Here is a 20,967-nt window from a genome sequence, read left to right on the forward strand (position 1 = left end):
AGCGGCCCCTGGCCTTACTTCTTTTCTGCGCCCGGGTCATAGACCCGCGTCACATCGCCCCCCAGCCTGAAACTGTTGAACGGCTGCATGTCATGCTTGCGCTCGAGGGTGTCGCCGACGCACTGGTACAGCGCGCACCACGGCTCGAGCCAGGCGTACTTGCTGTCGATCTTCAGGTCCTTGAGGTCCTGCTTCACGCCGGCGCGGGTGTTGAAATGAACAGGGTCGCGGGCACCGGCCAGCACGCCTTCGCCAAGCCGTTGCAGGGCGAAATTGTTTTCCTTGCGCAGGTCCACGCCGTTGGCCTGGGCGAAGCTGGCGATCATCGCCAGCGGCGGCAGGGCGTAGTTGTGGTAGGCCAGGGCGCGTTGCTTGCGCTTGACCTCGTTGGGCAAGAAGCCCTGCTCGTCGATCTGGTTGACACCGACCTTGTATTCCTTCACCGCCCAGTCGAACAGATCCTGCTGGTCGGTGGCGACGGCGGTGGCCATCACCGACCAGGCCGCCCAGTAACTGTGGTTGTTGATCTTGTCCAGCGGCAGGTCGCTCCAGTCGCGCACGGTCTGGCGCGCCAGGCGCACGAACCATTTCTCGATCTGCTCGGCTTCGGCGCGGTGCGCCGCCAGTGGCTGCGAGTTGGAGAACTTCAGGCGCAGCCACGAGCCGCTCATGCTGCCCAGGGCCCATTTGCGCATGGACTTGCCGGTATGGTTGTAATCGGTGGACATCAGCGCATCGGCGCGTGCCCAGGTGTCGAGCCAGGTCAAGGCGCAGTCCAGTTGTGCCGGGCGGCCGTCGCGCATGTACTGGCCTACCATCTTGCTGACGCCTTTCTCGAGGGTGGTGATGTCCTCGGTGGATTTGCGGAAGGCTTTTTCCGAGGCGACATTGAGCGTCGCCCGGGCCTTGTCCGAACCTTCGTACTTGCTGCGAAACTGCAGCGCGCCGGTATAGGGCTTGGGCGCGGCTTCGCAGCGGAAATTGCCGTCGCCTGTCTTGAGCTTTTCGATGCCCTCGTAGTAACCCTGGGGCGGTACCAGCGCGGCCTGCGCCGCGCCGCCGAACAGGGCGAGGGCGAGCAGGGCGGGAGCGGTCTTGCTGCTGATGGTGGTCATGGTCGCCTCACTGGCCAGCTTGCGCGGTGTGCTGCGCGGGGCTGGCGAAGTTGTTGCGTTTGCAGAGTTTGGCTTCGACTTTCTGCGTGCCGCTTTCCGGCCCCTGGACCTCCAGGGCTAGCAGGTTCTGGCCTGCCCAGTCTTCGTCCTCGCGCATCTGGAAGACGAAGCGCCCATCGGTGTCGGAGGTCTCGGGCTTCTCGATCTTGATGTCCTCGTGGCGGCCGTTGAGGTACCACAGGGTGGCCTGCAGCACTTTCACCGAGGTGTCCTCGAACTTGATGTCGAGCTGGTGGTTGCGGTTGACCAGGTCCTTGATCACGCCGTTCTTGCCGTTGACCATCAGCTCGTTCTTGCCGGGCTTGAGGGTGGCGCTGGCGCTCATCTGGGCCGGACGGTCGTCGCAGCCGTCGTCGAGCAGGCCGAGGATCTGCCGCCAGATGGTTTCCTGGTCCAGGCGGTAGAGCGGGGAGAACTCCCAGATCAGGATCTTCGGCGGGTTGTTCTGGAACTCCTCGCTGCCCAGGTACTGGATCATCGAACCTTCCAGGCCGCCGCCGGGGAAGGCGACGTTGAGCACATCGGCACCGATGTACTGCTCGAGGAAGCCCGAGAAGTTGTAGTTCTTGCCGCTGTGGCTGGTGCCGACCAGGGTGATCTGCGCGTTGCCCGAATCGCCGAACAGGTCGTCGCCGCCGCTGGCGCCGCCCTTGGGCTCGGTGGCGAACTGGTCCATGTACTGCACCGCATAGCTGGTGCCGCACAGCTGGCCGGCGACGTTGTGCAGGGTGCCGGTCTTGCCCATGCGTCCGGATTTTTTGGTCTCGAATTCCTTGCGCGGGATGCCTTCGAAGGCCGGCATCCGGTGCACGGTATCGGCGACGATCTTCGCCGCGCGCTCGGCGCCGTAGGGCGTCCAGTGCTGGTCGCCGCGGAAGTAGAAGTCCTTGCCCTGGTCGGCCGCGGCCAGCTGCTCGTTGGTCAGCGGCGACAGGTCGGGCACGTTGTAGCCCATCTTGGCGAAGCGCTGGAGCATGGCCTGGTAGTTGCGCAGAGCCTTCTGGTAATCGAAGGCGGCCTTCTCCTCGGGGTTGAGCATGTTGCGGTTCACCAGGCCCCGGGTCGGCTGGTACACCACCACCAGCTCGACGCCGCGCTTCTTGAAGGCGTCGTGCACCTGCTGCAGGCGCTTGTAGCCGCCCGGGGTGGTGTCGAACTCGGTGCGCAGGTCTTCGCGGGTACGGAACAGCCAGTCGCCCTGGGCCTGCACCAGGGTGGTGAAGTTCTGCTGGTAGCGCGTGGTGTAGCGGCTGGCGTCGTGGGCCTCGGGGCACAGCTGGCAGCAGGGCTCGGCGCTGAAGGTCGGCGCCTTGACCTCATCGGCGCGCACGCCCTGGCTGATGGCCAGGAGGGCGGCGGACAGGCCCAGCAGTTTCATCAGGTGTGGAGTCATGGTCTGGGCTTCCTTAGTCGATCATTTCGGTCTGGCGTTCGACCGGGTCGATCAGCACGGCCTTCTGCTGGCGCACCAGCAGGTCGAGGATTTCGTCCTGGCGCTCGCCGAGCACGCCGTTGAAGCTGATGCCGTTGGCCTTGCGCGGCATCAGCATCGACACCTTGTACAGCTCCACCGACAGGGGCGAGTCGATCGACAGCGGGCCAGAGCCGTTGGCCGCCAGCTCGCCGCCGACCACGATCAGCGACACCTTGGTGTCGAACGGGTCGAGGGCGATGTCGCGGTCGGTGTCGGAGAGGTCCTTGATGTGCCCGTACACGCCCACCAGGCCGTTGGCCATGGCGACGTTCTCGTACAGGCGGATGTTCACGCTGTTGCGCACGCGGATGCCGTGGCGACGGTTGTTGATCAGCTTGTTGCCCCAGATCAGGTTGTCGCCGCTCTCGTACAGGGTGATGCCGTCGGTGTGGTTGCGGTAGATCTCGTTGTAGGCGATCAGGTTGTTGACGCTGTTGCGGTCGATCACCACCCCCGAGAGCTTGTTGTCGTAGCTCTTGTTGTTGATGATCCAGCTGTCGTTGACCTCGCGCGAAACGATGATCCCGTGCTTCTTCTTGGTGCCGTACACGGTGTTGCCGGCGATGATCAGGCGGTGCGAACGGTCGTGGGGGTCGATGCCGTAGACGATGTTGTCGCGGTAGGTCGAGTCCTTGATCACGAAGTCCTGGGTCTCGTAGCAGTAGAAGCCGTACCACATGTCGCTGAACTCGGAGCCGATGATCCAGCCGGTGGGTTCCGGGCGGCCCATCTGCTTGGCCATGTTCGGCGTGTACTGCGAGATGCTCACCCCGTACGACTTGGACTTGGCGTAGCCGAAGCTGGCCATCTTGCTGTTGACGATATAGGTCTCGGTGCCGCCCCAGCTGAGCAGGAACGGGCGGAATTCATCGGGCTTGCGGAAGGTCGCCGGGCCATTGGCCTGCTCGCGCCAGCCGGTCACCTGGGTATCGCTGACAAACAGCTTGCCGTCGTTGACGATGAACGACCCACCTTCTTCGGACAGGCGCAGCTCCTTGACCTTGCCGTCGATCTCCAGCACGCCCTTGCGCCCGACCACGATCGGCAGGCGGGCGAGGTAGACACCTGGCGCGGTCTCGCGCAGGTACTGGCCGGGCACCTTTTTGCTCAGCTCCACCAGGTCGACATGCCCGTCGTCGACGAAGATCGCCTGGGGAATGCCGTGCTGGCGACGCACCCACTCGGCGCCCTTGTTGTCGCCGCCGATGAACTCCTTGAGGGTGTCCTCCTGGAGCATGCGGCGCACGCTGACCTTGCCCTTGTGGCGGCGGTCGATCTTCTTCTGCACGGCCTCGGCGGTATAGCCGGACAGGTCAGGCAGCTTGGGCGGGGCCATCTTCAGCGGCTCGATTGGCGCGCTGGACACGGTGTAGGTCTTGGCCTGTTGCAGCCCCTTGGCCATCTCGGGCTCGGCGGCCTGGGCAAGGCCGCCGGCCAGCAGCAGGGCGCTGGCGAGCAGGCTGTGGCGAAGGTTCGGGTGCAGGTTCATGGATTTCCTCTCCCGGCCTCAGTAGCGCCAGATCACGTCGACGAAGGCGCGGTGCATGTACGAGTCGGCCTCTTTGCCATAGGCGTCGCCTGGCTTGAACACACCGGCGCGCAGGCGTACCAGGGCCGACGGTTCGTCGATCGACTGGCTGATCGAGGCCGGCAGCAGGCCTTGCTTGAAGTACTTGGTGACGACCACGTCCATCTCCTGGCCCAGGTCTTTCTCGCCCTGCACCAGCGGGCGGCTGATGCCGCCGTCGTCGACCACCGCGTTGATGCCGCTGGAGCCGATGTTCTGCTTGCCGTCGACGCGCCAGAACTTGTGGTAGATGAAGCTGGCGTCGTAGTCGTCGCGCAGTTGCCAGGAGGCGAACAGGGTGGCCGCCTGCAGGTTGCCCAGCTCGCCGCGGAACGCTTCGCCGAAGCGGTGCACGCGCGAGCGGGTGCCGGTGAAGTTGGAGCGGTTGCTCTCAAGGCCGGTCTGCTCGAAGTTGTTCGAACCGTCGCTGCCGCCACCACCGCTGCCCCGGGCGTAGGCCGCGCCGACCTGCCATTGCGGGTCCAGGCGCAGGCGGATGCCGAGGTCGGTGGCCCAGGCGTTGACGTCGCCGCTCTGCTTGCCGGTGGCGACCTGGTCGTTGCCCACTGCCTGGCTGCTGAGGGTGTCGCGATCGCCGGTCAGCCAGGTGACGCTGCCCCAGTAGTTGACGGTGTGGTCGTTGCGCCAGTTGTAGGCGTCGCTGTTGGCTTCCAGGCCCAGCCAGGTCAGGTCGCCCGTGCGGGTCTTGTCGAGGGCGTCGACGGTTTCGCCGGGGCTTTTCAGGCTGCCGCCGTCATGAGTGTGGTGGGCGCGCAGGCCGACCCAGTGGCCGGGTGTCCACTGCGTGGCGACGTTGCCGTAGACGTGGGTGCGGTCCTTGTCCTCCGGGGCCAGCTCGGTGAGGTCGGTGCGGTATTCGCTGAAGCGCTGGGCCACGCCCAGGTCGGCCTTGAGCAGGGTGGTGTCGAAGGTCCAGTTCAGCGCCTCGATGTTGGTGTCGCGCCACATGCCGTCGTCGCTGCGCAGGCGCTGGCGACCGAAGCGCAGCTGCTCGCCGGGGTAGGGGGTCAGGCCGCTGTAGCCGATCCAGAACTCGCGCATGGCCAGGTAGCTCTTGTCCGGCTTGCGGCTGTCGTCGCCGTTGTCGATGGTGGTGCCGTCGTCGTTCTGGCGCAGGGTGTCGGTCTCGATGATGTCGGTGGCGGCCACCGCCTGGCCCATGGCGAAGGCGCTCCAGTGGCCGCGCTCGCCGTACACCCAGGGCCGCAGGTCCAGGCCCAGGCCGTTGACGTCGCCGCCGGAGCGGGTGCCCAGGTCGCGGTCGTCCTCGGACTGGCCGGTGATCTTCACGTCGAGGCCGAAGTTCTTCTGCGCGGTTTCGGCCGCCAGGGTCGGCATCGACCACAGCAGGGCGAAGCCCAGGCCGATGCCGGCTTTCACGAAGGGGTTGAGCGTCATAGCGAATCCTCGGCGTCTACGTCGTCTTTCTCGTCCTGCAGCGCTTCGATGGCCAGGGTGCTGTTGGCGCCCTGGGCCATGCTGCCGCGCGCCCGCTTCTCCTGCGCCAGCAGGTTCTGCGCCTGGTTGCGCTGGTCGGGCGTGAGCTGCTGGTCGAGCTGTTGCAGCAGTTCGGTCGACTGCGGGGTCGGGTTGACCTGTGAGAGCTGGGCGAATACCCAGGCATTGGTCGGCGCCGGGCGGATGCCGTGGCCTTCGCTGAACAGCTGGGCCAAGGCGTAGTCGGCGCTGTTCTGGCCACCGCGGGCGGCGGCGAGCAGGTGGTCCACGGCTTTCTGTGGTTCGACCTGGCCCAGGTAGCCACGGCGGTAGAGCTGGCCAAGGTAGTAGTCGGCGCTCACCTCGCCGGCATCGGCGGCGGCCTGCAGGTGCTCCTGGGCCTTCTGCGCGTCGGCGGGCACGGTCTTGCCTTCGTAGTAGAGCCGGCCCAGCAGCAGTTCGGCGCGGGGCTGCTCGGCCTCGCGGCCCTTGTCGATGTAGGCCATCAGCTGGTCGGTGTCGCCCAACTCGGGGAAGTCGTAGAGCAGTTGCGCCAGGCTCACCCAGGATGCCGGGTTGGCCGGTGCGACCTGCTCGAGCAGGTCCTTGGCAGTCTTCTCGTCGGTCTGGCCGAGGCTGCGGTCGGCCAGTACCCGGGCGACGCTGTCGACCCGGGTGGCCGGCACGGCGCCACGGGCATGAGCGGCTTTGAGTTGTTCGAGCAGAGCAGCCTGCTGGTCGGGCTGGGCGCGTTTCTGGTAGACGGTGGCCAGTTCGACATAGCAGATGTCGGTGCTGGCCAGTGCCGCCTTGCAGATCTTCTCCACATCGTCCAGGTGCTGGTCGTAGGTGCCCTGGGTGCGGTACAGCAGGACTTGGGCCAGGCCCGCCTCGGGGTTGCCGGCGGCGCGCCACTGGTCGATCTGCTGCTGGGCGTTGACCTTGGGGAAGCTCTGCGGGTACTGCAGGTAGAGCATCGCCAGGGGGATCAGGGTGTTGCCTTCGCCCTGTTGCGCGGCGAGTTTGAGCAGCGACTCGGCTTCTTCACGCTCGGCCTGGGTGCTGTCGGGCTTGGCCACCAGCAGGCGGCCGAGACGCGCCTGGGCACGGGGCGAGGTGGCGGCGGCGGCGCGGTAGGTGGCTTCGGCCTCCTTGAGTTTCGCCGGGTCGCGGGTGGCGACCTGGATATCGGCCAGGCCTACTTGGGCATCGCTGTAGCCGAGCTCGGCCAGAGCCTTGTAGTTGCGCTCGGCGGTGGCGGTGTCGCCGCGTTTGAGCGCTTCATTGGCCAGGCGCTGGTCGGGCAGGCCGGCGCAGCCGGCCAGGGTGATGGCCAGGGCCAGGGTGCATAACCCGAGGCTGAAGGCCTCACTGTGGGAGCCGGGGTGTCTGCTGGTCATCGGCATGATCCTCTTACAGCCCACGGGCCACGGCCTTGTCGATCAGCCAGTTCAGCGACGGGCCACGGTCGCTGTTGACCGCGGCCGGGCGCCCGGCGAGCTCGGCCGGCAGGCCGCCGTCGGGCTTGATCTGCACGCGGATGTCGGAGGCCAGGTTGTCGGTGTCCAGGCTGGAGCTACCGGTGATCCGCCCGGTGCGCACTTCGTCCTCGCCGGCGATCTGGAAGTTGACCTGGGTACCCGGCTTCACTTCGTCGAACTGGCGATAGCTGAAGCGCGCCTCGATGGTCGGGACGCTGGTGCGCGGGATCAGCGCGAACACCGGCTGGCCCTTGCTGGCGTACTGGCCGTCATCCACCAGCTGGCGCGAGACCACGCAGTCGCATGGGCTGGTGAGGGTGCCGGAGAGCTGCTTGCCGAACAGTTCCTCGACCTTGGCCGGCTCCAGCTGAGCGTCGTCCAGGTGGCCCTTGAGCAGGTCGAGCATGCTGGTGTTGAAGGTCGCCAGCGGCGCGCCCTTGGCCACGGTCGCGCCGTTCTCCACCAGGCTTTGCAGACTGCCGTCGCGGGGCATGGTGACGTTGGTGGTGGGCACCGCGACCACGCCGGCCTCGGCATGGCTGACGAAGTACAGGCCGTACAGCGACTTGGCGACGAAGCCGAAGGCCACCAGGCCGACCACGAACACCCCGGCGGTCACGGTGACCGCGCGCAGGCGGCCGAAGGCGGAAAGACCGGAGCCACCGTCCTTCTGCTTGCGCGCCTTGGTGAAGTTGTCGCGCTGCAGGGTACTGAGCACATCGCCGACGCTGATCAGCTCGCCGGACAGGTGGCTGGTGATGATGTGGCGCAGGGTGGCGATGTCGCGCGGCTCGAGGTTCTGGAACTCGGTACCGGTGCGGCCGGTCTCGCGGCTGCTGGTACGCACCAGCAGTTCGACGTCCATCGACAGGCCGAGGTTGTCGACCACGAACTGCAGGCGACCGCGCAGCACTTCGCCTTCCGGCAGTGGTTTCTTCGCGTGGAAGGACAGGCCTCCGGCGGACAGGTCGTCAACCTTCACCTCCTGCGCTTCGCGGTTGCCATCCAGGTAGCGCAGCTTGGCGGGGATGCGCACCCGGGCGTGCTGGCGCTGCGCTTCGGATTCATGCACGACATTGACGTTCACGGCGGTATTCATGGCGATATTCGTTCCTGTTGTCCGATCCGGGGGCTCACACGACCATGAACAGCACGGCGACGAAGATGCTCGCGGCCGAGAAGGTCATGGTCCGCGAGGACCAGGTGTTGAACCATTGTTGAAAACTTGCGAGGTCGCGCTTGAGGGCAGTGGGCTGGCGGGTCCAGGACTGCTTGTCGAGGCGGAAGAACACGTAGATCTTCATCACCGCGCCGACGATCTGGTTGTAATAGAGGATCAGCGGGTAGGCCGGGCCGACGTTGTGGCCCGAGCACAGCAGCATGACGGTGAGGATCAGCCGGGTGATGCCGATCCACAGCAGGTACACCAGCAGGAACTGCAGGCCGAACTTGAAGCTGGCGATCACCGCCACGGTCAGGCCCAGCAGGCTGGTCCACATCGACACGCGCTGGTCGAGCAGCACGATGCTGGTGAACAGCCCCAGGCGCTTGACGCCCAGGCCCAGGGCGCGGGAGTTCTGCCGCAGGTTGTTGCCGTACCAGCGGTACATCAGCTTGCGGCTGGCCTTGATGAAGCTTTTTTCCGGCGGGTGCTCGACCGTGTTGATCGCGGCATCGGGCACGTAGAAGGTGTCGTAGCCCAGGCGCATCAGGCTGAACCAGCTGGACTTGTCGTCGCCGGTGAGGAACTTGAAGCGGCCCAGGCGCCAGTGCATCAGCGAGTCGCTCTCGACGTCGGCGATGAACTCGGGGTTGGTCACCACGCTTGCGCGGAACATCGACATGCGCCCGGTCATGGTCAGCACGCGCTTGCTCAGTGCCATGGAGCACATGTTGATGTGGCGCTGGGCGAAGCGCAGCTTGTGCCACTCGCTCATGATGTAGCCGCCGCGCACTTCGCAGAACTCGTTGGTGGTCAGGCCACCGACGTTGGGGTACAGGCCGAACCATGGCACGGTCTTGCGCACCACGCCCTCGGCCAGCACGGTGTCGCCGTCGATCACCGCCACCACGGCGTTTTCGTCCGGCAGCATCCGCGAGATGGCGCGGAAACCATAGGCCAGGCCGTCACGCTTGCCGGTGCCGGCGATGCGCACGATGTCCAGGGTCACGTGGGACGGCGGGTTGTACTTGGCCCACAGGCTTTTCACCAGCAGCTCGTCGGACTTCTCCACCAGCGAGCAGACCACGGTGGTGGGGAAGCCGCAGTCGATGGCCTCGCGGATCACCGAGCTGTACACCTGGGCGGTGGTCAGGGCCTCGATACGAAAGCTGGTGACCATCAGGTACACGTGCGACGGGTCGGCCGCCTGGCCCAGCTTGCGCACCTTGCGGCGCAGGTAGGGGTACACGATGTACAGGAAGATCATGCCGCGGATGAAATGGGTGGCGCCCATGGAGTAACGCCAGATGCCGACGGCACCGACCAGGAAGATGAAGTGCTTCGACTGCGAGTCGAAGATATCGCTGGGCAGGGCCAGGGCGATCAGCATGAGCAGGCTCATGTAGAGCAGCCAGCCGGCGCATTGCAGCAGCATGGTCTGGAACCTTTGCATGTTCGGCATCCGTCGAGAATTCGGGGGAGGGCGGGCGGCGCGCTGGGGAGGGACGCGCCGCCCGGCCGGGTTTACCAGCAGATACCTTCGGTGCGGCTGGTGGCGCAGGTCGGCTTGCTCATGAAACCGACCAGGTCGATCACCTGCTTGCCTTCCGGTGCCTGCTGGGCCAGGGCGCGGAACTGCTCGTCACGGTTGCCCAGGATGATGATCTCGGCGTTGTCCACCACCTGCTCGAAGTTGGCGTTGAGCAAGGAGGAAACGTGGGGGATCTTCGACTCGATGTAGTCCTTGTTGGCGCCGTGGACACGGGCGTACTCGACGTTCTGGTCGTAGATGTCGAGCTGGTAGCCCTTGCCGATCAGGCGTTCGGCCAGCTCCACCAGCGGGCTTTCGCGCAGGTCGTCGGTGCCGGCCTTGAACGAAAGGCCGAGCAGGGCGACCTTGCGCTTGTCGTGGCTCTCGATGATGTCAAAGGCGTTCTGCACCTGGGATTCGTTGCTGCGCATCAGCGAGTCGAGCAGCGGGGCGCGCACGTCGAGGCTGGCGGCGCGGTAGGTGAGGGCGCGCACGTCCTTGGGCAGGCACGAGCCGCCGAAGGCGAAGCCTGGGCGCATGTAGTACTGCGACAGGTTCAGCGCCTTGTCCTGGCAGACCACGTCCATCACCTCGCGGCCATCGACGCCGACGGCCTTGGCGATGTTGCCGATCTCGTTGGCGAAGGTGACCTTGGTCGCGTGCCAGACGTTGCAGGTGTACTTGATCATCTCGGCCACTTCGACCGGCTTGCGGATGATCGGCGCGTCGAGCTCTTCGTACAGGGCCTGCAGCACGTCGCCGCTGGCGCTGTCCAGTTCGCCGATGACGGTCATCGGCGGCTGGTCGTAGTCCTTGATCGCGGTACTTTCGCGCAGGAACTCTGGGTTGACCGCGACGCCGAAGTCGACGCCGGCCTTCTTGCCCGAGCAGTCTTCCAGAATCGGGATGACCACGTTCTTCACGGTGCCCGGCAGCACGGTGCTGCGCACCACCACGGTGTGACGGCTGGCCTTGTCGCGCAGCACGTAGCCGATCTCGCGGCATACCGACTCGATGTATTCCAGGCCCAGGTCGCCGTTCTTCTTGCTCGGCGTGCCCACGCAGATCATCGACACGTCGCTGGCGCGGATGGCTTCGGCGAAGTCGGTGGTGCCGCGCAGGCGGCCGTTGGCGATGCCCTGTTGCAGCAGTTCTTCGAGGCCCGGTTCGACGATGGGCGACTTGCCCTGGTTGATCAGGTCGATCTTGGTGCTGGAAACGTCCACACCAATCACGTCATGGCCTCGTGCCGACAGGCAACCTGCACAGACTGCACCCACATAACCCAAACCAAAGATGCTGATACGCATCGCATTCACCTCATGTGTTTATCACGTCAGCCCTTCAGCGAAGAGCCGACTGGGTTGATTGACCAGCAGTTTTCGGGCGCACGGATCCATGGCGAATTGACACTTCACCGAACGCAGGCATGAATAAATCCGGAGCGCAGAAAGTTATGCACTCAAAGTTGGCAGTCAAAGGCCAGTATTAAAAATGGCGTGCCCTGAAATGCAGCCGTCGTTATTGCAATTCACCGTTGGCGAAGTGCTGTGCTTGTTTTTTCAAGTGGATAAATCCTTTGAAATCAACCACTAGGACGAATTTTAGGGGCGCTTGTCTCCTGCATGGATCATGGCTTTTGGCACTTCCTGTACCGCCGTTGAAGTTTTCGGGCCGGTTGAGAATGGCGGCCGTTTGTCATCTGTAAGTCATCTCTCACGCCGGGCGCTTGAAACTCGTTACGGGTGCTATGAGCCATCTCCCTTGGCAGAAGTTCCGGGGGCGGTTTCGTCACGATGAAAGATTTCTAAATATTTTTTCAGAGGGAAATACTTTCAATCTGATAGCACGCGGCAGTTTCGTCCCCGTATATAAAGGGCGAAATCGCAGGGGGATGGTTTTAGGCCAGCATGCGAAAAATTTTTTCAATTTTCGTCAAAAAACTACGAACGGTCTTATGGCGTTTTGCGATAAGGATAGGGCTGGTGGTTTTTTGGCGTCTGTTATTTGGCGAATTCATGGGTGAACGCGTGCCCCGTTGCAGGGCAAGGGTGGTGGGGCTGCGAAGCAGCCCCCGGGGCCATCAACCCTCAGCGTGATCGCGCAGGAACACCAGATGATCCGGCTTCGACTGCTCGGCGCTGTAGTAGTACCCCTGCACATCAAAGCGCTTGAGCTGCTCCGGATCGTTGATCCGCTCCTGGATCACGAAGCGGCTCATCATTCCGCGGGCTTTCTTGGCGTAGAAGCTGATGATCTTGTACTGGCCGTTCTTCAGGTCCTTGAAGTCGACATCGATCACCCGCGCCTTGAGCGCGCTCTTCTTCACCGCGCTGAAGTACTCGTTGCTGGCCAGGTTCAGCAGCACGTCGTCACCCTGGTCGGCCAGGGCCTGGTTCAGCCACTCGCTGATGCGCGTGCCCCAGAAGGCGTACAGGTCCTTGCCACGGGCATTGGCCAGCTTGGTACCCATTTCCAGGCGGTAGGGCTGCATCAGGTCCAGCGGGCGCAGCAGGCCGTACAGGCCCGAGAGCATGCGCAGGTGGTCCTGGGCGTAGCTGAAGTCATCCTCGCTAAGGCTTTCGGCGTCGAGCCCGGTGTACACGTCGCCCTTGAACGCCAGCAGTGCCTGCTTGGCGTTGGCCGGGGTGAAGTCCGGGGTCCAACTGCCGAAGCGGGCGGCGTTGAGGCCGGCGAGCTTGTCGGAGAGGTGCATCAGCTCGGCGATCTGCGCCGGCGCCAGTTCGCGCAGTTGCCCGATCAGTTCCTGGGAATCGTCCAGGTACTGGGGCAGGGTGTGGCGCTGGGTTACCGGCGGGGTGTCGTAGTCGAGGGTCTTGGCGGGGGATATCACCGTCAGCATCGGATCGGCTCCTGGAATCGTCGGGCGAATTCTACGGGGCCGCTGGCACAACGCCAAACTATGGCGACGATAGTTACCGAACATCGCCACATTAAACGGCGGGCGGTCGCGCTATAGTGCGCGCCATGCCTTCAAGGAGATTGCTCATCGTGCGTATCGCGTTTGCCCTGTTCGCCGGGCTGCTCAGCCTGGGTGCGCAGGCGGCCCCGGCGGATTTCGTCAGTTTCGATCGAGCGCTGTGGCCCGAGCAGTTGGACAGCCCGACGTTGTTCGACGTGGCATCGCGGGCGGAGATCCTGTCGTTCGCCCGGGTGCTGCACGAAAGCGAGATGCTCGACGAGCAGGCGTTGACGACCCGGCTCGGCCTGCGCCAGGTCAACCTGACCGTCGTGCGGGCCGTAAGGGCACGTCTGTGGCAGCGCCTGTGGACAAATTATCAACAGGCGCAGAAGAGTTGCGAGCAGGATGCCTCGTTCTGCTACCCGGTCGAGTCCATGGCCGACCTGCGCACGCAGTCCGCCATTTTCGCTGAGGATGTCGGCACGTTCTATGCCGGATGGGTCGAACCTAGTCACCAGTTCCACACGCGGTACCTGGATGAGCAGTTGCGCAAGGCCGCGCTGTTCCCGCAGACCACCAGCGAGGTGGCCAAGCTATCCAGCCGCGAGCGCAATGGCGAGGCACTCAACGACCGAATGTTCCTCCTGACCTTCGTCGGCGGCCCGGGGCCGCAGGGCGGCAGCACCGATGCGGTGGCCGACTACCTGCGGCGGCAGAAGCTCGACGGGATTTTCTTCGTGCTCGGCAATCGTCTGCAGCAACGTCGCGACGTCGGCCCGGTGGATGAACTGTATGCTGGCCAGTGCGTGGGTATCCAGGGTTGGGAGTACCGCTCCCACGCCCAGTGGCAGGACTGGCAGGATTCGCTACGACGCAGCCAGGCACGGGTCCAGGCCGACCTGGCGGAGCAGTACGTGCCCTTGTTCCGCCCGCCCTACGGCCAGCGCCGCGCCGATGGCGAGGCGTTCATGGACAGCCAGCAGTTGCGGGTATCGTTGTGGGACATCGATGCCCAGGATGACGGGCCGCTGACCGCCGAGGCCTCGGCACAGCGGGTGCTGACGCTGATGCTGCTGTGGCGCAAGGGCGTGATCCAGTTCCGCGACAACCAGCCCAAGGCGCAGCCGGCGCTGGAGTGGTTGCTGCAGCACACGGCCCAGAGCGGAATCGGCTGGGAGGATTGCCGGGAATACGCCCGGCGGGAATAAAGGAGAGCGGGCGGATCAGTGCGCCAAGGCGCCGCATTGCGCCTCCCGTTGCATCGACTCCAGGTTCCGTTCGATCGTCTCGCAGATCGTGTCCATCGGGATCTGGTGCTCGCTGAAGCGGAACGGGCTCTGCAGGTCCGTACCGATCCGCTCGATGGCCAGCAGCATGAAGCCGACCACCGTCGAGGCCAGCGGCGTGAACCAGCCTAGCGACTCCACCAGCCCCACCGGCACGATCAGGCAGAACAGAGTGATGAACAGCCGCGGGAAGTACACATAAGGGTAGGGCAGCGGCGTATTGGCGATCCGCTCCATCCCGCCCTGGGCGTTGGACATGTCCACCAGGGTCGATTCCAGCCGCGCCAGGCGAATGCTGTCCAGCCGACCGGCCTGGTACTCCTGGGCCAGCAAGGCCGCCGAGCCGCCGAGGATATCATTGGCGAAATTGTTCGAACGATTGCGCCGCTCGAACTCGCCGGGCGGTATGAAGGCCATCAGCTCATCCGGGCATTTTTCGCCCTTGAGGTGCGCCGCCAGGCAGTTCACGTAGGCGATATGCCGGCGCAGCAAGGTCGCCTTGACCGGGTTCGGCCCATCGACCGGATCATCGACCAGCGTCAGCACCTGCCGGGCGAAGCTGCGCGAGCTGTTCACCAGCGCCCCCCATAGCGTGCGCGCCTCCCACCAGCGGTTGTAGGCGCTGCTGTTGCGAAAGCTCACCAGCACCACCAGCGCCGAGCCCAGCAGGGTGAGCGGGATCAGCGGCAGGCTGAACTTGCTGTTGAAGAACAGCATGAAGTCGATGGTGACCAGCACGTCCCAGATCAACAGCCAGAACAGCGACCAGCCGATGTAGCCGAAGGTCTTGACCACCAGGCGGTATTTGCGGGCGAGGAGGGCGTTCACGTGGGGAGAACCTCGATGCGGGGGATGCAGGTTCCGACGTCGCGGGAGGGGCAAGGTTCGGTGGGATTTGACGCAGGGTGTTACGTGGTTTTTCTGGTCGGTAGTAAAGAAGAGGTCTACAGCAAGCGGTAAAGCTTCCCTCAGGGCTATGGTTTAGGCTCGTCAGACATTCACATTGCGAGGTAGTCGAGCATGGCCAGTGAACTGACGCCATTCAAGATTGCGGATTTACTGGATTCCGAGGCAGCGATTCAGGAATACCTGGCACAGGTAGCGGCCGAAGGTGACGCTGATGAAATCATTCGAGCACAGTCCCATGTCCAGGCAGCGCGCTTGCGTAATACAGAAGGCTAGTCCAGCCAGAACCCTGTCACCCAGCGCTTTGTGCTGGGCTGTCGCACGATGAGCAGAGTTGCAAGCATCGCCAGCGTGGGAGCGGGCTTGCCCCGCGATGGGCTGCAACGCAGCCCTAATCCAGGCCACACCGCACACCCGTAAACCGCCTCAGCCTCAGCCCAACACCTGCTTCATCTGTACCAGCGCTACCCGGGACCCATCCGGCGCCCGCCGCTCCTCGATCCCGAACGGCACAAAACCGAGCTGTGGATAAAGCAGCAACCCTGCGGTGTTGTGATTGAAACACGACACCCAGACCTCCCGTGCCGCGAAATCTTCGCGAGCCAGAGCGATCATGCATTGCACAAGGTAGCGCGCCACACCCTGGCCTCGCGCGGTCGAGGCCACCACCACATTACCCAGCGCACAGACGCCGTCATATTCAGCCTTATAGAAATTGGCGAAGCCAACGATCGCCCCATCAGCCTCGATCACCGTCGAACCGCTGCGCTGGGCGATGGCTTCGCTCAGTTGCGCGGATGTGAGCGGGTAAGTGGCTTTGGGGAACATATAGAAGAGTTCGTCCGCGCTTTGAGGGAAGCTACAGAGCGTGGCGATGTCGGCAGGTTGGACAGGGCGATGGCTTAGTGGCACGGGGAATGTTCCGATGAGGCTAGAAGCTACTTACCCTGTGCGGCCGGTGACATGAAGTCAATGCTGTGGCTCTACAGTAAATTGCAATAAGTGTGATTTTCTGTGCAGTCAGGAGTGTCGCCAAAGGCTTGGCTAGGTCTGGGAAATGGACTGCTGGGAGTGGGAAAAGCCTTAAAGTACTGGGCTTGAAACGAGCTCGAAGTCGCCAGGCTTGCACGTTTTTCGTAGGAGCGGCCTTGTGTCGCGAAAGGGCCGCAGCGCGGCCCCAGGATCCTGATCATGTCGCTGGAATCGCCGGGGCTGCTGCGCAGCCCATTCGCGGCACAAGGCCGCTCCTACAGGGATCGATGCATGGACTAATCGACAGGCACAAAAAAACCGACCATAAGGTCGGTTTTTTCTGGATCTTGGTGCCCCGAGGGAGACTCGAACTCCCACTCCTTTCGAAAACGGATTTTGAATCCGCCGCGTCTACCAATTCCGCCATCAGGGCTTGTGGCGCCGCAGTATAGAGAGGTCGCCAAAGGCGGTCAATCGGCTTTCATGGTCAATTTTCACGCATTGGGCTAAACTTCCCGGCCCTGTCGAACCCGAACATCATCATGCGCGTCGCCGATTTTTCTTTCGAACTCCCCGATTCCTTGATCGCCCGCCATCCACTGGCCGAGCGTCATGGCAGCCGCCTGCTGGTGCTCGATGGCCCCAGCGGCGAACTGGCCCACAAGCAGTTCACCGACCTGCTCGACTACCTGCGCCCCGGCGACCTGATGGTGTTCAACAACACCCGGGTGATCCCGGCGCGCCTGTTCGGCCAGAAAGCCTCCGGCGGCAAGCTGGAAGTGCTGGTCGAGCGCGTGCTCGACAGCCACCGCGTGCTGGCCCACGTGCGCGCCAGCAAGGCGCCGAAAGAAGGCACGCAGATCCTCATCGACGGCGGTGGCGAGGCCGAGATGGTCGCGCGCCACGACACGCTGTTCGAACTGCGCTTCAGCGAAGAGGTGCTGGCGCTGCTCGAGCGCGTCGGTCACATGCCGCTGCCGCCGTACATCGACCGTCCCGACGAGGGCGCCGACCGCGAGCGCTACCAGACCGTCTACGCCGAGCGCGCCGGCGCCGTGGCCGCGCCCACCGCCGGCCTGCATTTCGACGAAGAGCTGCTGGCGAAGATCGCCGCCAAGGGCGTCGAGCGCGCCTTCGTCACCCTGCATGTGGGTGCCGGCACCTTCCAGCCGGTGCGGGTCGACAAGATCGAAGACCACACCATGCATAAAGAGTGGCTCGAAGTGAGCCAGGACGTGGTCGACGCCGTCGCCGCGTGCCGCGCCCGGGGCGGCCGGGTGATCGCCGTGGGCACCACCAGCGTGCGTTCGCTGGAGAGCGCGGCGCGCGATGGCGAGCTCAAGGCCTTCAGTGGCGACACCGACATCTTCATCTTCCCGGGCCGGCCGTTCCATGTGGTCGATTGCCTGGTCACCAACTTCCACCTGCCGGAGTCCACGCTGCTGATGCTGGTCTCGGCCTTCGCCGGTTACCCCGAGACCATGGCCGCCTACGCGGCGGCGGTCGAGAACGGGTACCGCTTCTTCAGTTACGGTGATGCCATGTTCATCACCCGCAATCCGGCGCCACGCGGCCCAGAGGATCAAGCATGAGTCGCACCTGTCGAATGTCGTTCGAACTGCTGGCCACCGACGGCAAGGCCCGTCGTGGCCGGCTGACCTTCCCCCGTGGCACCGTCGAGACCCCGGCCTTCATGCCGGTGGGCACCTACGGCACGGTCAAGGGCATGCTGCCGCGTGACATCGAGGCCATCGGCGCCGAGATCATCCTCGGCAATACCTTCCACCTGTGGCTGCGCCCGGGCACCGAGGTCATCAAGAAACACAACGGCCTGCACGATTTCATGCAATGGAAAGGCCCTATCCTCACTGATTCCGGTGGTTTCCAGGTGTTCAGCCTGGGCGCGATGCGCAAGATCAAGGAGGAAGGCGTGACCTTCGCGTCGCCAGTGGACGGTTCCAAGGTGTTCATGGGTCCCGAGGAGTCCATGCAGGTCCAGCGCGACCTGGGTTCGGACATCGTGATGATCTTCGACGAGTGCACGCCGTACCCGGCCGAGCACGACGTGGCGCGCACCTCCATGGAGCTGTCGCTGCGCTGGGCCCAGCGCTCGAAGAACGCCCACGGCGACAACACCGCGGCGCTGTTCGGCATCGTCCAGGGTGGCATGTACCAGGACCTGCGCATGCGCTCGCTGGAAGCACTGGTCAACATCGACTTCGATGGCCTGGCCATCGGCGGCCTGTCGGTGGGCGAGCCCAAGCACGAGATGATCAAGGTGCTGGACTACCTGCCCGCGCAGATGCCGGCTGACAAACCTCGTTACCTTATGGGGGTAGGCAAGCCGGAAGATCTTGTAGAGGGTGTGCGCCGCGGCGTCGACATGTTCGACTGCGTGATGCCCACGCGCAATGCGCGCAACGGCCATCTGTTCGTCGATACCGGGGTGATCAAGATCCGCAACGCGTTCCATCGCCATGATGAATCGCCGCTGGATCCGACCTGCGATTGCTATACCTGCACCAACTTCTCCCGCGCCTATCTGCACCACTTGGACAAGTGCGGCGAAATGTTGAGCAGCATGCTGAATACCATCCACAACTTGCGCCATTACCAGCGCTTGATGGCCGGTTTACGCGAGGCTATTCAACAGGGTAAATTGGCCGCCTTTGTCGACGCCTTCTACGCCAAGCGCGGGCTGCCTGTGCCGCCCTTGGACTGACTGTTCGCATCCATTATTAGAAAATATTCATTAGGAGTGCCCAATGAGCTTCTTGATTCCCGCCGCCTACGCGGACGCTGCAGCACCAGCCGCCGGCCCAGCCGGTACCGGCTTCGAGTGGATCTTCCTGGTTGGTTTCCTGGTCATCTTCTACCTGATGATCTGGCGCCCGCAGGCCAAGCGTGCCAAAGAACAGAAAAACCTGCTGAGCAACCTGCAAAAAGGTGACGAAGTAGTCACCACCGGTGGCATCGCCGGCAAGATCGTCAAGGTTGCCGACGACTTCGTGGTCCTGGAAGTGTCCGACAACGTCGAGCTGAAGTTCCAGAAGGGTGCCGTGGCGGCGACCCTGCCGAAAGGTACGCTCAAGGCTATCTGAGTTACCGGTTTTCTTTTCCAGTCGGGGCGCGCAAAGCGCCCCGCGTCTTGAACGGGCGGCGTGATGCTGAACAAATACCCTCTGTGGAAATACCTGCTGATCGTGGTGGTACTGGCGATCGGCTTCATTTATTCCGCACCCAACCTCTATCCGGATGATCCGGCGGTGCAGATCAGCGGCGCCAGCTCCGCCCTGCATGTCAGCCAGGCCGATCTCGATCGCGTGACCAAGGCGCTGACCGATGCCGGCATCACCGTCAAAGGCGGCAGCCTGGGCGAGAAGGGCAGTGCCCTGGTACGCCTGACCAATCAGGAAGACCAGCTGCCGGCCAAGGATGTGGCGCGCAAGGCCCTCGGCGACGACTACGTCGTGGCCCTGAACCTGGCCCAGACCACCCCGCAGTGGCTGCGCAACCTGGGTGCCAGCCCGATGAAGCTGGGCCTGGACCTGTCCGGTGGTGTGCACTTCCTGCTGGAAGTGGACATGGACAAGGCCATGACCGCTCGCATGAAAGTCTACGAAGGCGAGGTCAAGACCTTGCTGCGTAAAGAGCGCGTCCGCTACCGCAGCCTGCCCCAGCAGGACGGCGGCATCATGCTGGGCTTCGCCGACGATGCTACCCGCGAACAGGCCCGCAGCCTGATCCGCAAGAATTTCAATGATTTCGACCTGACCACCACCGAGCGCAACGAGCTCGCCGTGCTGCGTCTGGCGCTGACCCAGGCGAAAGTCGCCGAGATCCGCGAATACTCGATCAAGCAGAACCTGACCACCGTGCGCAATCGGGTCAACGAGCTGGGCGTGGCCGAGCCGCTGGTCCAGCGCCAGGGCGCCAACCGCATCGTGGTCGAGCTGCCGGGTGTGCAGGACACCGCCGAAGCCAAGCGTATCCTCGGCAAGACCGCCAACCTGGAGTTCCGCTTCGGTGCCGAGCCGGGCGCGTCCAAGGCCACCACCGAGGTGTTCGAGTTCCGCGAAGGCGGCCGCTCCGCCCCTGTAGAGCGCGGCCTGATCATCACCGGTGACCAGGTCACCGACGCCCAGGCCAGCTTCGACGAGCACGGTCGCCCGCAGGTGAACATTCGCCTAGACGGCCACGGTGGCGAGCTGATGAGCCGCGCCACCCGCACCAACGTCGGGCGCAGCATGGCGGTGATCTTCATCGAGCAGAAGCCGGTCACCCGCTACCAGAAGCAGGTGGTCGACGGCGTCGAGAAAGAAGTCGCGGTGCAGACCTTCCAGGAAGAGAAGAAGATCATCAGCCTGGCGACCATCCAGTCGCCGCTGGGCAGCCAGTTCCGCATCACCGGCCTGAACGGCCAGGGCGAGTCCTCCGAGCTGGCCCTGCTGCTGCGTGCGGGTGGCCTGGCCGCGCCGATGTACTTCGCCGAAGAGCGCACCATTGGTCCGAGCCTGGGCGCCGACAACATCACCAAGGGTATCGATGCGTCCCTGTGGGGCATGCTGTTCGTCTCGCTGTTCATTATCGCCATCTACCGCGGCTTCGGCGTGATCGCCACCGTCGCCCTGGCGGGCAACATGGTCCTGCTGCTGGCGCTGATGTCGCTGCTGGGCGCCACGCTGACTCTGCCGGGTATCGCCGGTATCGTGCTGACCATGGGTATGGCGGTGGACGCCAACGTGCTGATCTTCTCGCGTATCCGTGAAGAGCTCAAAGCCGGCATGTCGGTGCAGCGCGCCATTCACGAAGGCTTCAACCGCGCCTACACCGCGATCATCGACGCCAACCTGACCAGCCTGCTGGTCGGCGGTATCCTGTTCGCCATGGGTACCGGCCCGGTCAAGGGCTTCGCGGTCACCATGTCCCTCGGGATATTCACCTCGATGTTCACCGCCGTCATGGTGACCCGTGCCATGGTCAACCTGACCTGCGGCGGGCGTGACATCAAGAAGCTGTGGGTTTGAGGGAG

General features: G+C 64.0%; 17 protein-coding genes and 1 tRNA gene. 6 read left to right on the forward strand and 12 right to left on the reverse strand.

Going from position 1 to position 20,967, the window contains the following annotated elements; translation table 11 throughout:
- Positions 1 to 14: 14 nt before the first annotated feature.
- From ACVWZ5_RS05855 to yaaA, 9 genes are all read right to left on the reverse strand, one after another.
- A complete protein-coding gene (locus ACVWZ5_RS05855; RefSeq protein ID WP_062364580.1) occupies positions 15 to 1,115 on the reverse strand; it encodes a mannuronate-specific alginate lyase in 1,101 nt (366 codons plus the stop codon).
- 7 nt (positions 1,116 to 1,122) lie between these two features.
- A complete protein-coding gene (locus ACVWZ5_RS05860) occupies positions 1,123 to 2,568 on the reverse strand; it encodes an alginate O-acetyltransferase (RefSeq protein ID WP_084941977.1) in 1,446 nt (481 codons plus the stop codon).
- Between the two features lie 13 nt (positions 2,569 to 2,581).
- Positions 2,582 to 4,138: a mannuronan 5-epimerase AlgG gene (gene algG / locus ACVWZ5_RS05865; RefSeq protein WP_062572862.1), complete on the reverse strand. Its 1,557-nt coding sequence runs from the start codon at positions 4,136 to 4,138 to the stop codon at positions 2,582 to 2,584.
- Positions 4,139 to 4,156: 18 nt separating this feature from the next.
- Positions 4,157 to 5,635 (reverse strand): alginate export family protein, encoded by a 1,479-nt coding sequence (locus ACVWZ5_RS05870; protein ID WP_084941976.1) that lies wholly within the window; start codon positions 5,633 to 5,635, stop codon positions 4,157 to 4,159.
- On the reverse strand, positions 5,632 to 7,080 hold the full coding sequence (gene algK / locus ACVWZ5_RS05875; RefSeq protein ID WP_084941975.1) for an alginate biosynthesis TPR repeat lipoprotein AlgK: 1,449 nt from the start codon (positions 7,078 to 7,080) through the stop codon (positions 5,632 to 5,634). The genes ACVWZ5_RS05870 and algK overlap by 4 nt, the downstream gene beginning before the upstream one ends.
- 7 nt (positions 7,081 to 7,087) lie before the next feature.
- Positions 7,088 to 8,254: an alginate biosynthesis protein Alg44 gene (locus ACVWZ5_RS05880; RefSeq protein WP_062572864.1), complete on the reverse strand. Its 1,167-nt coding sequence runs from the start codon at positions 8,252 to 8,254 to the stop codon at positions 7,088 to 7,090.
- A gap of 34 nt (positions 8,255 to 8,288) precedes the next feature.
- Entirely contained in the window at positions 8,289 to 9,770 is a 1,482-nt protein-coding gene (locus tag ACVWZ5_RS05885) for a glycosyltransferase family 2 protein (RefSeq protein WP_084941974.1), read from the reverse strand.
- A gap of 71 nt (positions 9,771 to 9,841) precedes the next feature.
- Positions 9,842 to 11,158 carry a nucleotide sugar dehydrogenase gene (locus ACVWZ5_RS05890; protein WP_028689571.1) on the reverse strand — a complete coding sequence of 439 codons (1,317 nt, stop codon included), beginning with the start codon at positions 11,156 to 11,158 and terminating at the stop codon, positions 9,842 to 9,844.
- Between the two features lie 773 nt (positions 11,159 to 11,931).
- Positions 11,932 to 12,711 (reverse strand): peroxide stress protein YaaA, encoded by a 780-nt coding sequence (gene yaaA, locus ACVWZ5_RS05895; RefSeq protein WP_028689572.1) that lies wholly within the window; start codon positions 12,709 to 12,711, stop codon positions 11,932 to 11,934.
- A gap of 149 nt (positions 12,712 to 12,860) precedes the next feature.
- On the opposite strand from yaaA, the gene ACVWZ5_RS05900 reads away from it, so the two are divergent.
- Positions 12,861 to 13,979 (forward strand): polysaccharide deacetylase family protein, encoded by a 1,119-nt coding sequence (locus ACVWZ5_RS05900; RefSeq protein ID WP_084941986.1) that lies wholly within the window; start codon positions 12,861 to 12,863, stop codon positions 13,977 to 13,979.
- A 15-nt stretch (positions 13,980 to 13,994) separates the two neighbouring features.
- Here the strand turns inward: ACVWZ5_RS05900 and ACVWZ5_RS05905 are convergent, their stop codons facing one another.
- A complete protein-coding gene (locus tag ACVWZ5_RS05905; protein WP_096048665.1) occupies positions 13,995 to 14,885 on the reverse strand; it encodes a bestrophin family protein in 891 nt (296 codons plus the stop codon).
- A gap of 192 nt (positions 14,886 to 15,077) precedes the next feature.
- Between ACVWZ5_RS05905 and ACVWZ5_RS05910 the strand changes: the two genes are divergently transcribed.
- Positions 15,078 to 15,239, forward strand: coding sequence for a helix-turn-helix domain-containing protein (locus ACVWZ5_RS05910; protein ID WP_155721630.1), 162 nt, complete (start codon positions 15,078 to 15,080; stop codon positions 15,237 to 15,239).
- A gap of 156 nt (positions 15,240 to 15,395) precedes the next feature.
- On the opposite strand, the gene ACVWZ5_RS05915 is transcribed toward ACVWZ5_RS05910, so the two are convergent.
- Complete coding sequence (locus ACVWZ5_RS05915; RefSeq protein WP_062572866.1) at positions 15,396 to 15,875, reverse strand: GNAT family N-acetyltransferase; 480 nt, start codon at positions 15,873 to 15,875, stop codon at positions 15,396 to 15,398.
- A 408-nt stretch (positions 15,876 to 16,283) separates the two neighbouring features.
- A tRNA-Leu gene (locus ACVWZ5_RS05920) sits at positions 16,284 to 16,368 on the reverse strand.
- A 109-nt stretch (positions 16,369 to 16,477) separates the two neighbouring features.
- Here ACVWZ5_RS05920 and queA point away from each other — a divergent pair.
- From queA to secD, 4 genes are all read left to right on the forward strand, one after another.
- A complete protein-coding gene (gene queA, locus ACVWZ5_RS05925; protein WP_062572867.1) occupies positions 16,478 to 17,527 on the forward strand; it encodes a tRNA preQ1(34) S-adenosylmethionine ribosyltransferase-isomerase QueA in 1,050 nt (349 codons plus the stop codon).
- Positions 17,528 to 17,541: 14 nt separating this feature from the next.
- Positions 17,542 to 18,657, forward strand: a complete 1,116-nt coding sequence (tgt, locus tag ACVWZ5_RS05930; protein WP_023629281.1) for a tRNA guanosine(34) transglycosylase Tgt — start codon at positions 17,542 to 17,544, stop codon at positions 18,655 to 18,657.
- Between the two features lie 43 nt (positions 18,658 to 18,700).
- Positions 18,701 to 19,036 carry a preprotein translocase subunit YajC gene (yajC, locus tag ACVWZ5_RS05935; protein ID WP_050704350.1) on the forward strand — a complete coding sequence of 112 codons (336 nt, stop codon included), beginning with the start codon at positions 18,701 to 18,703 and terminating at the stop codon, positions 19,034 to 19,036.
- 63 nt (positions 19,037 to 19,099) lie between these two features.
- Positions 19,100 to 20,962, forward strand: a complete 1,863-nt coding sequence (gene secD, locus ACVWZ5_RS05940; RefSeq protein WP_062364561.1) for a protein translocase subunit SecD — start codon at positions 19,100 to 19,102, stop codon at positions 20,960 to 20,962.
- Positions 20,963 to 20,967: the final 5 nt, after the last annotated feature.

Source organism: Pseudomonas sp. TE6283 (genome assembly GCF_054060555.1).

What these genes read in the sequence shown, in the direction of transcription:
- algG (WP_062572862.1), bottom strand. Translation starts at nt 4,138, where the DNA reads ATGAACCTGCACCCGAACCTTCGCCACAGCCTGCTCGCCAGCGCCCTG.
- ACVWZ5_RS05890 (WP_028689571.1), bottom strand. Translation starts at nt 11,158, where the DNA reads ATGCGTATCAGCATCTTTGGTTTGGGTTATGTGGGTGCAGTCTGTGCA.
- ACVWZ5_RS05860 (WP_084941977.1), bottom strand. Translation starts at nt 2,568, where the DNA reads ATGACTCCACACCTGATGAAACTGCTGGGCCTGTCCGCCGCCCTCCTG.
- yaaA (WP_028689572.1), bottom strand. Translation starts at nt 12,711, where the DNA reads ATGCTGACGGTGATATCCCCCGCCAAGACCCTCGACTACGACACCCCG.
- tgt (WP_023629281.1), top strand. Translation starts at nt 17,542, where the DNA reads ATGTCGTTCGAACTGCTGGCCACCGACGGCAAGGCCCGTCGTGGCCGG.
- ACVWZ5_RS05885 (WP_084941974.1), bottom strand. Translation starts at nt 9,770, where the DNA reads ATGCAAAGGTTCCAGACCATGCTGCTGCAATGCGCCGGCTGGCTGCTC.
- yajC (WP_050704350.1), top strand. Translation starts at nt 18,701, where the DNA reads ATGAGCTTCTTGATTCCCGCCGCCTACGCGGACGCTGCAGCACCAGCC.
- ACVWZ5_RS05880 (WP_062572864.1), bottom strand. Translation starts at nt 8,254, where the DNA reads ATGAATACCGCCGTGAACGTCAATGTCGTGCATGAATCCGAAGCGCAG.
- ACVWZ5_RS05910 (WP_155721630.1), top strand. Translation starts at nt 15,078, where the DNA reads ATGGCCAGTGAACTGACGCCATTCAAGATTGCGGATTTACTGGATTCC.
- ACVWZ5_RS05870 (WP_084941976.1), bottom strand. Translation starts at nt 5,635, where the DNA reads ATGACGCTCAACCCCTTCGTGAAAGCCGGCATCGGCCTGGGCTTCGCC.
- ACVWZ5_RS05855 (WP_062364580.1), bottom strand. Translation starts at nt 1,115, where the DNA reads ATGACCACCATCAGCAGCAAGACCGCTCCCGCCCTGCTCGCCCTCGCC.
- secD (WP_062364561.1), top strand. Translation starts at nt 19,100, where the DNA reads ATGCTGAACAAATACCCTCTGTGGAAATACCTGCTGATCGTGGTGGTA.
- algK (WP_084941975.1), bottom strand. Translation starts at nt 7,080, where the DNA reads ATGCCGATGACCAGCAGACACCCCGGCTCCCACAGTGAGGCCTTCAGC.
- queA (WP_062572867.1), top strand. Translation starts at nt 16,478, where the DNA reads ATGCGCGTCGCCGATTTTTCTTTCGAACTCCCCGATTCCTTGATCGCC.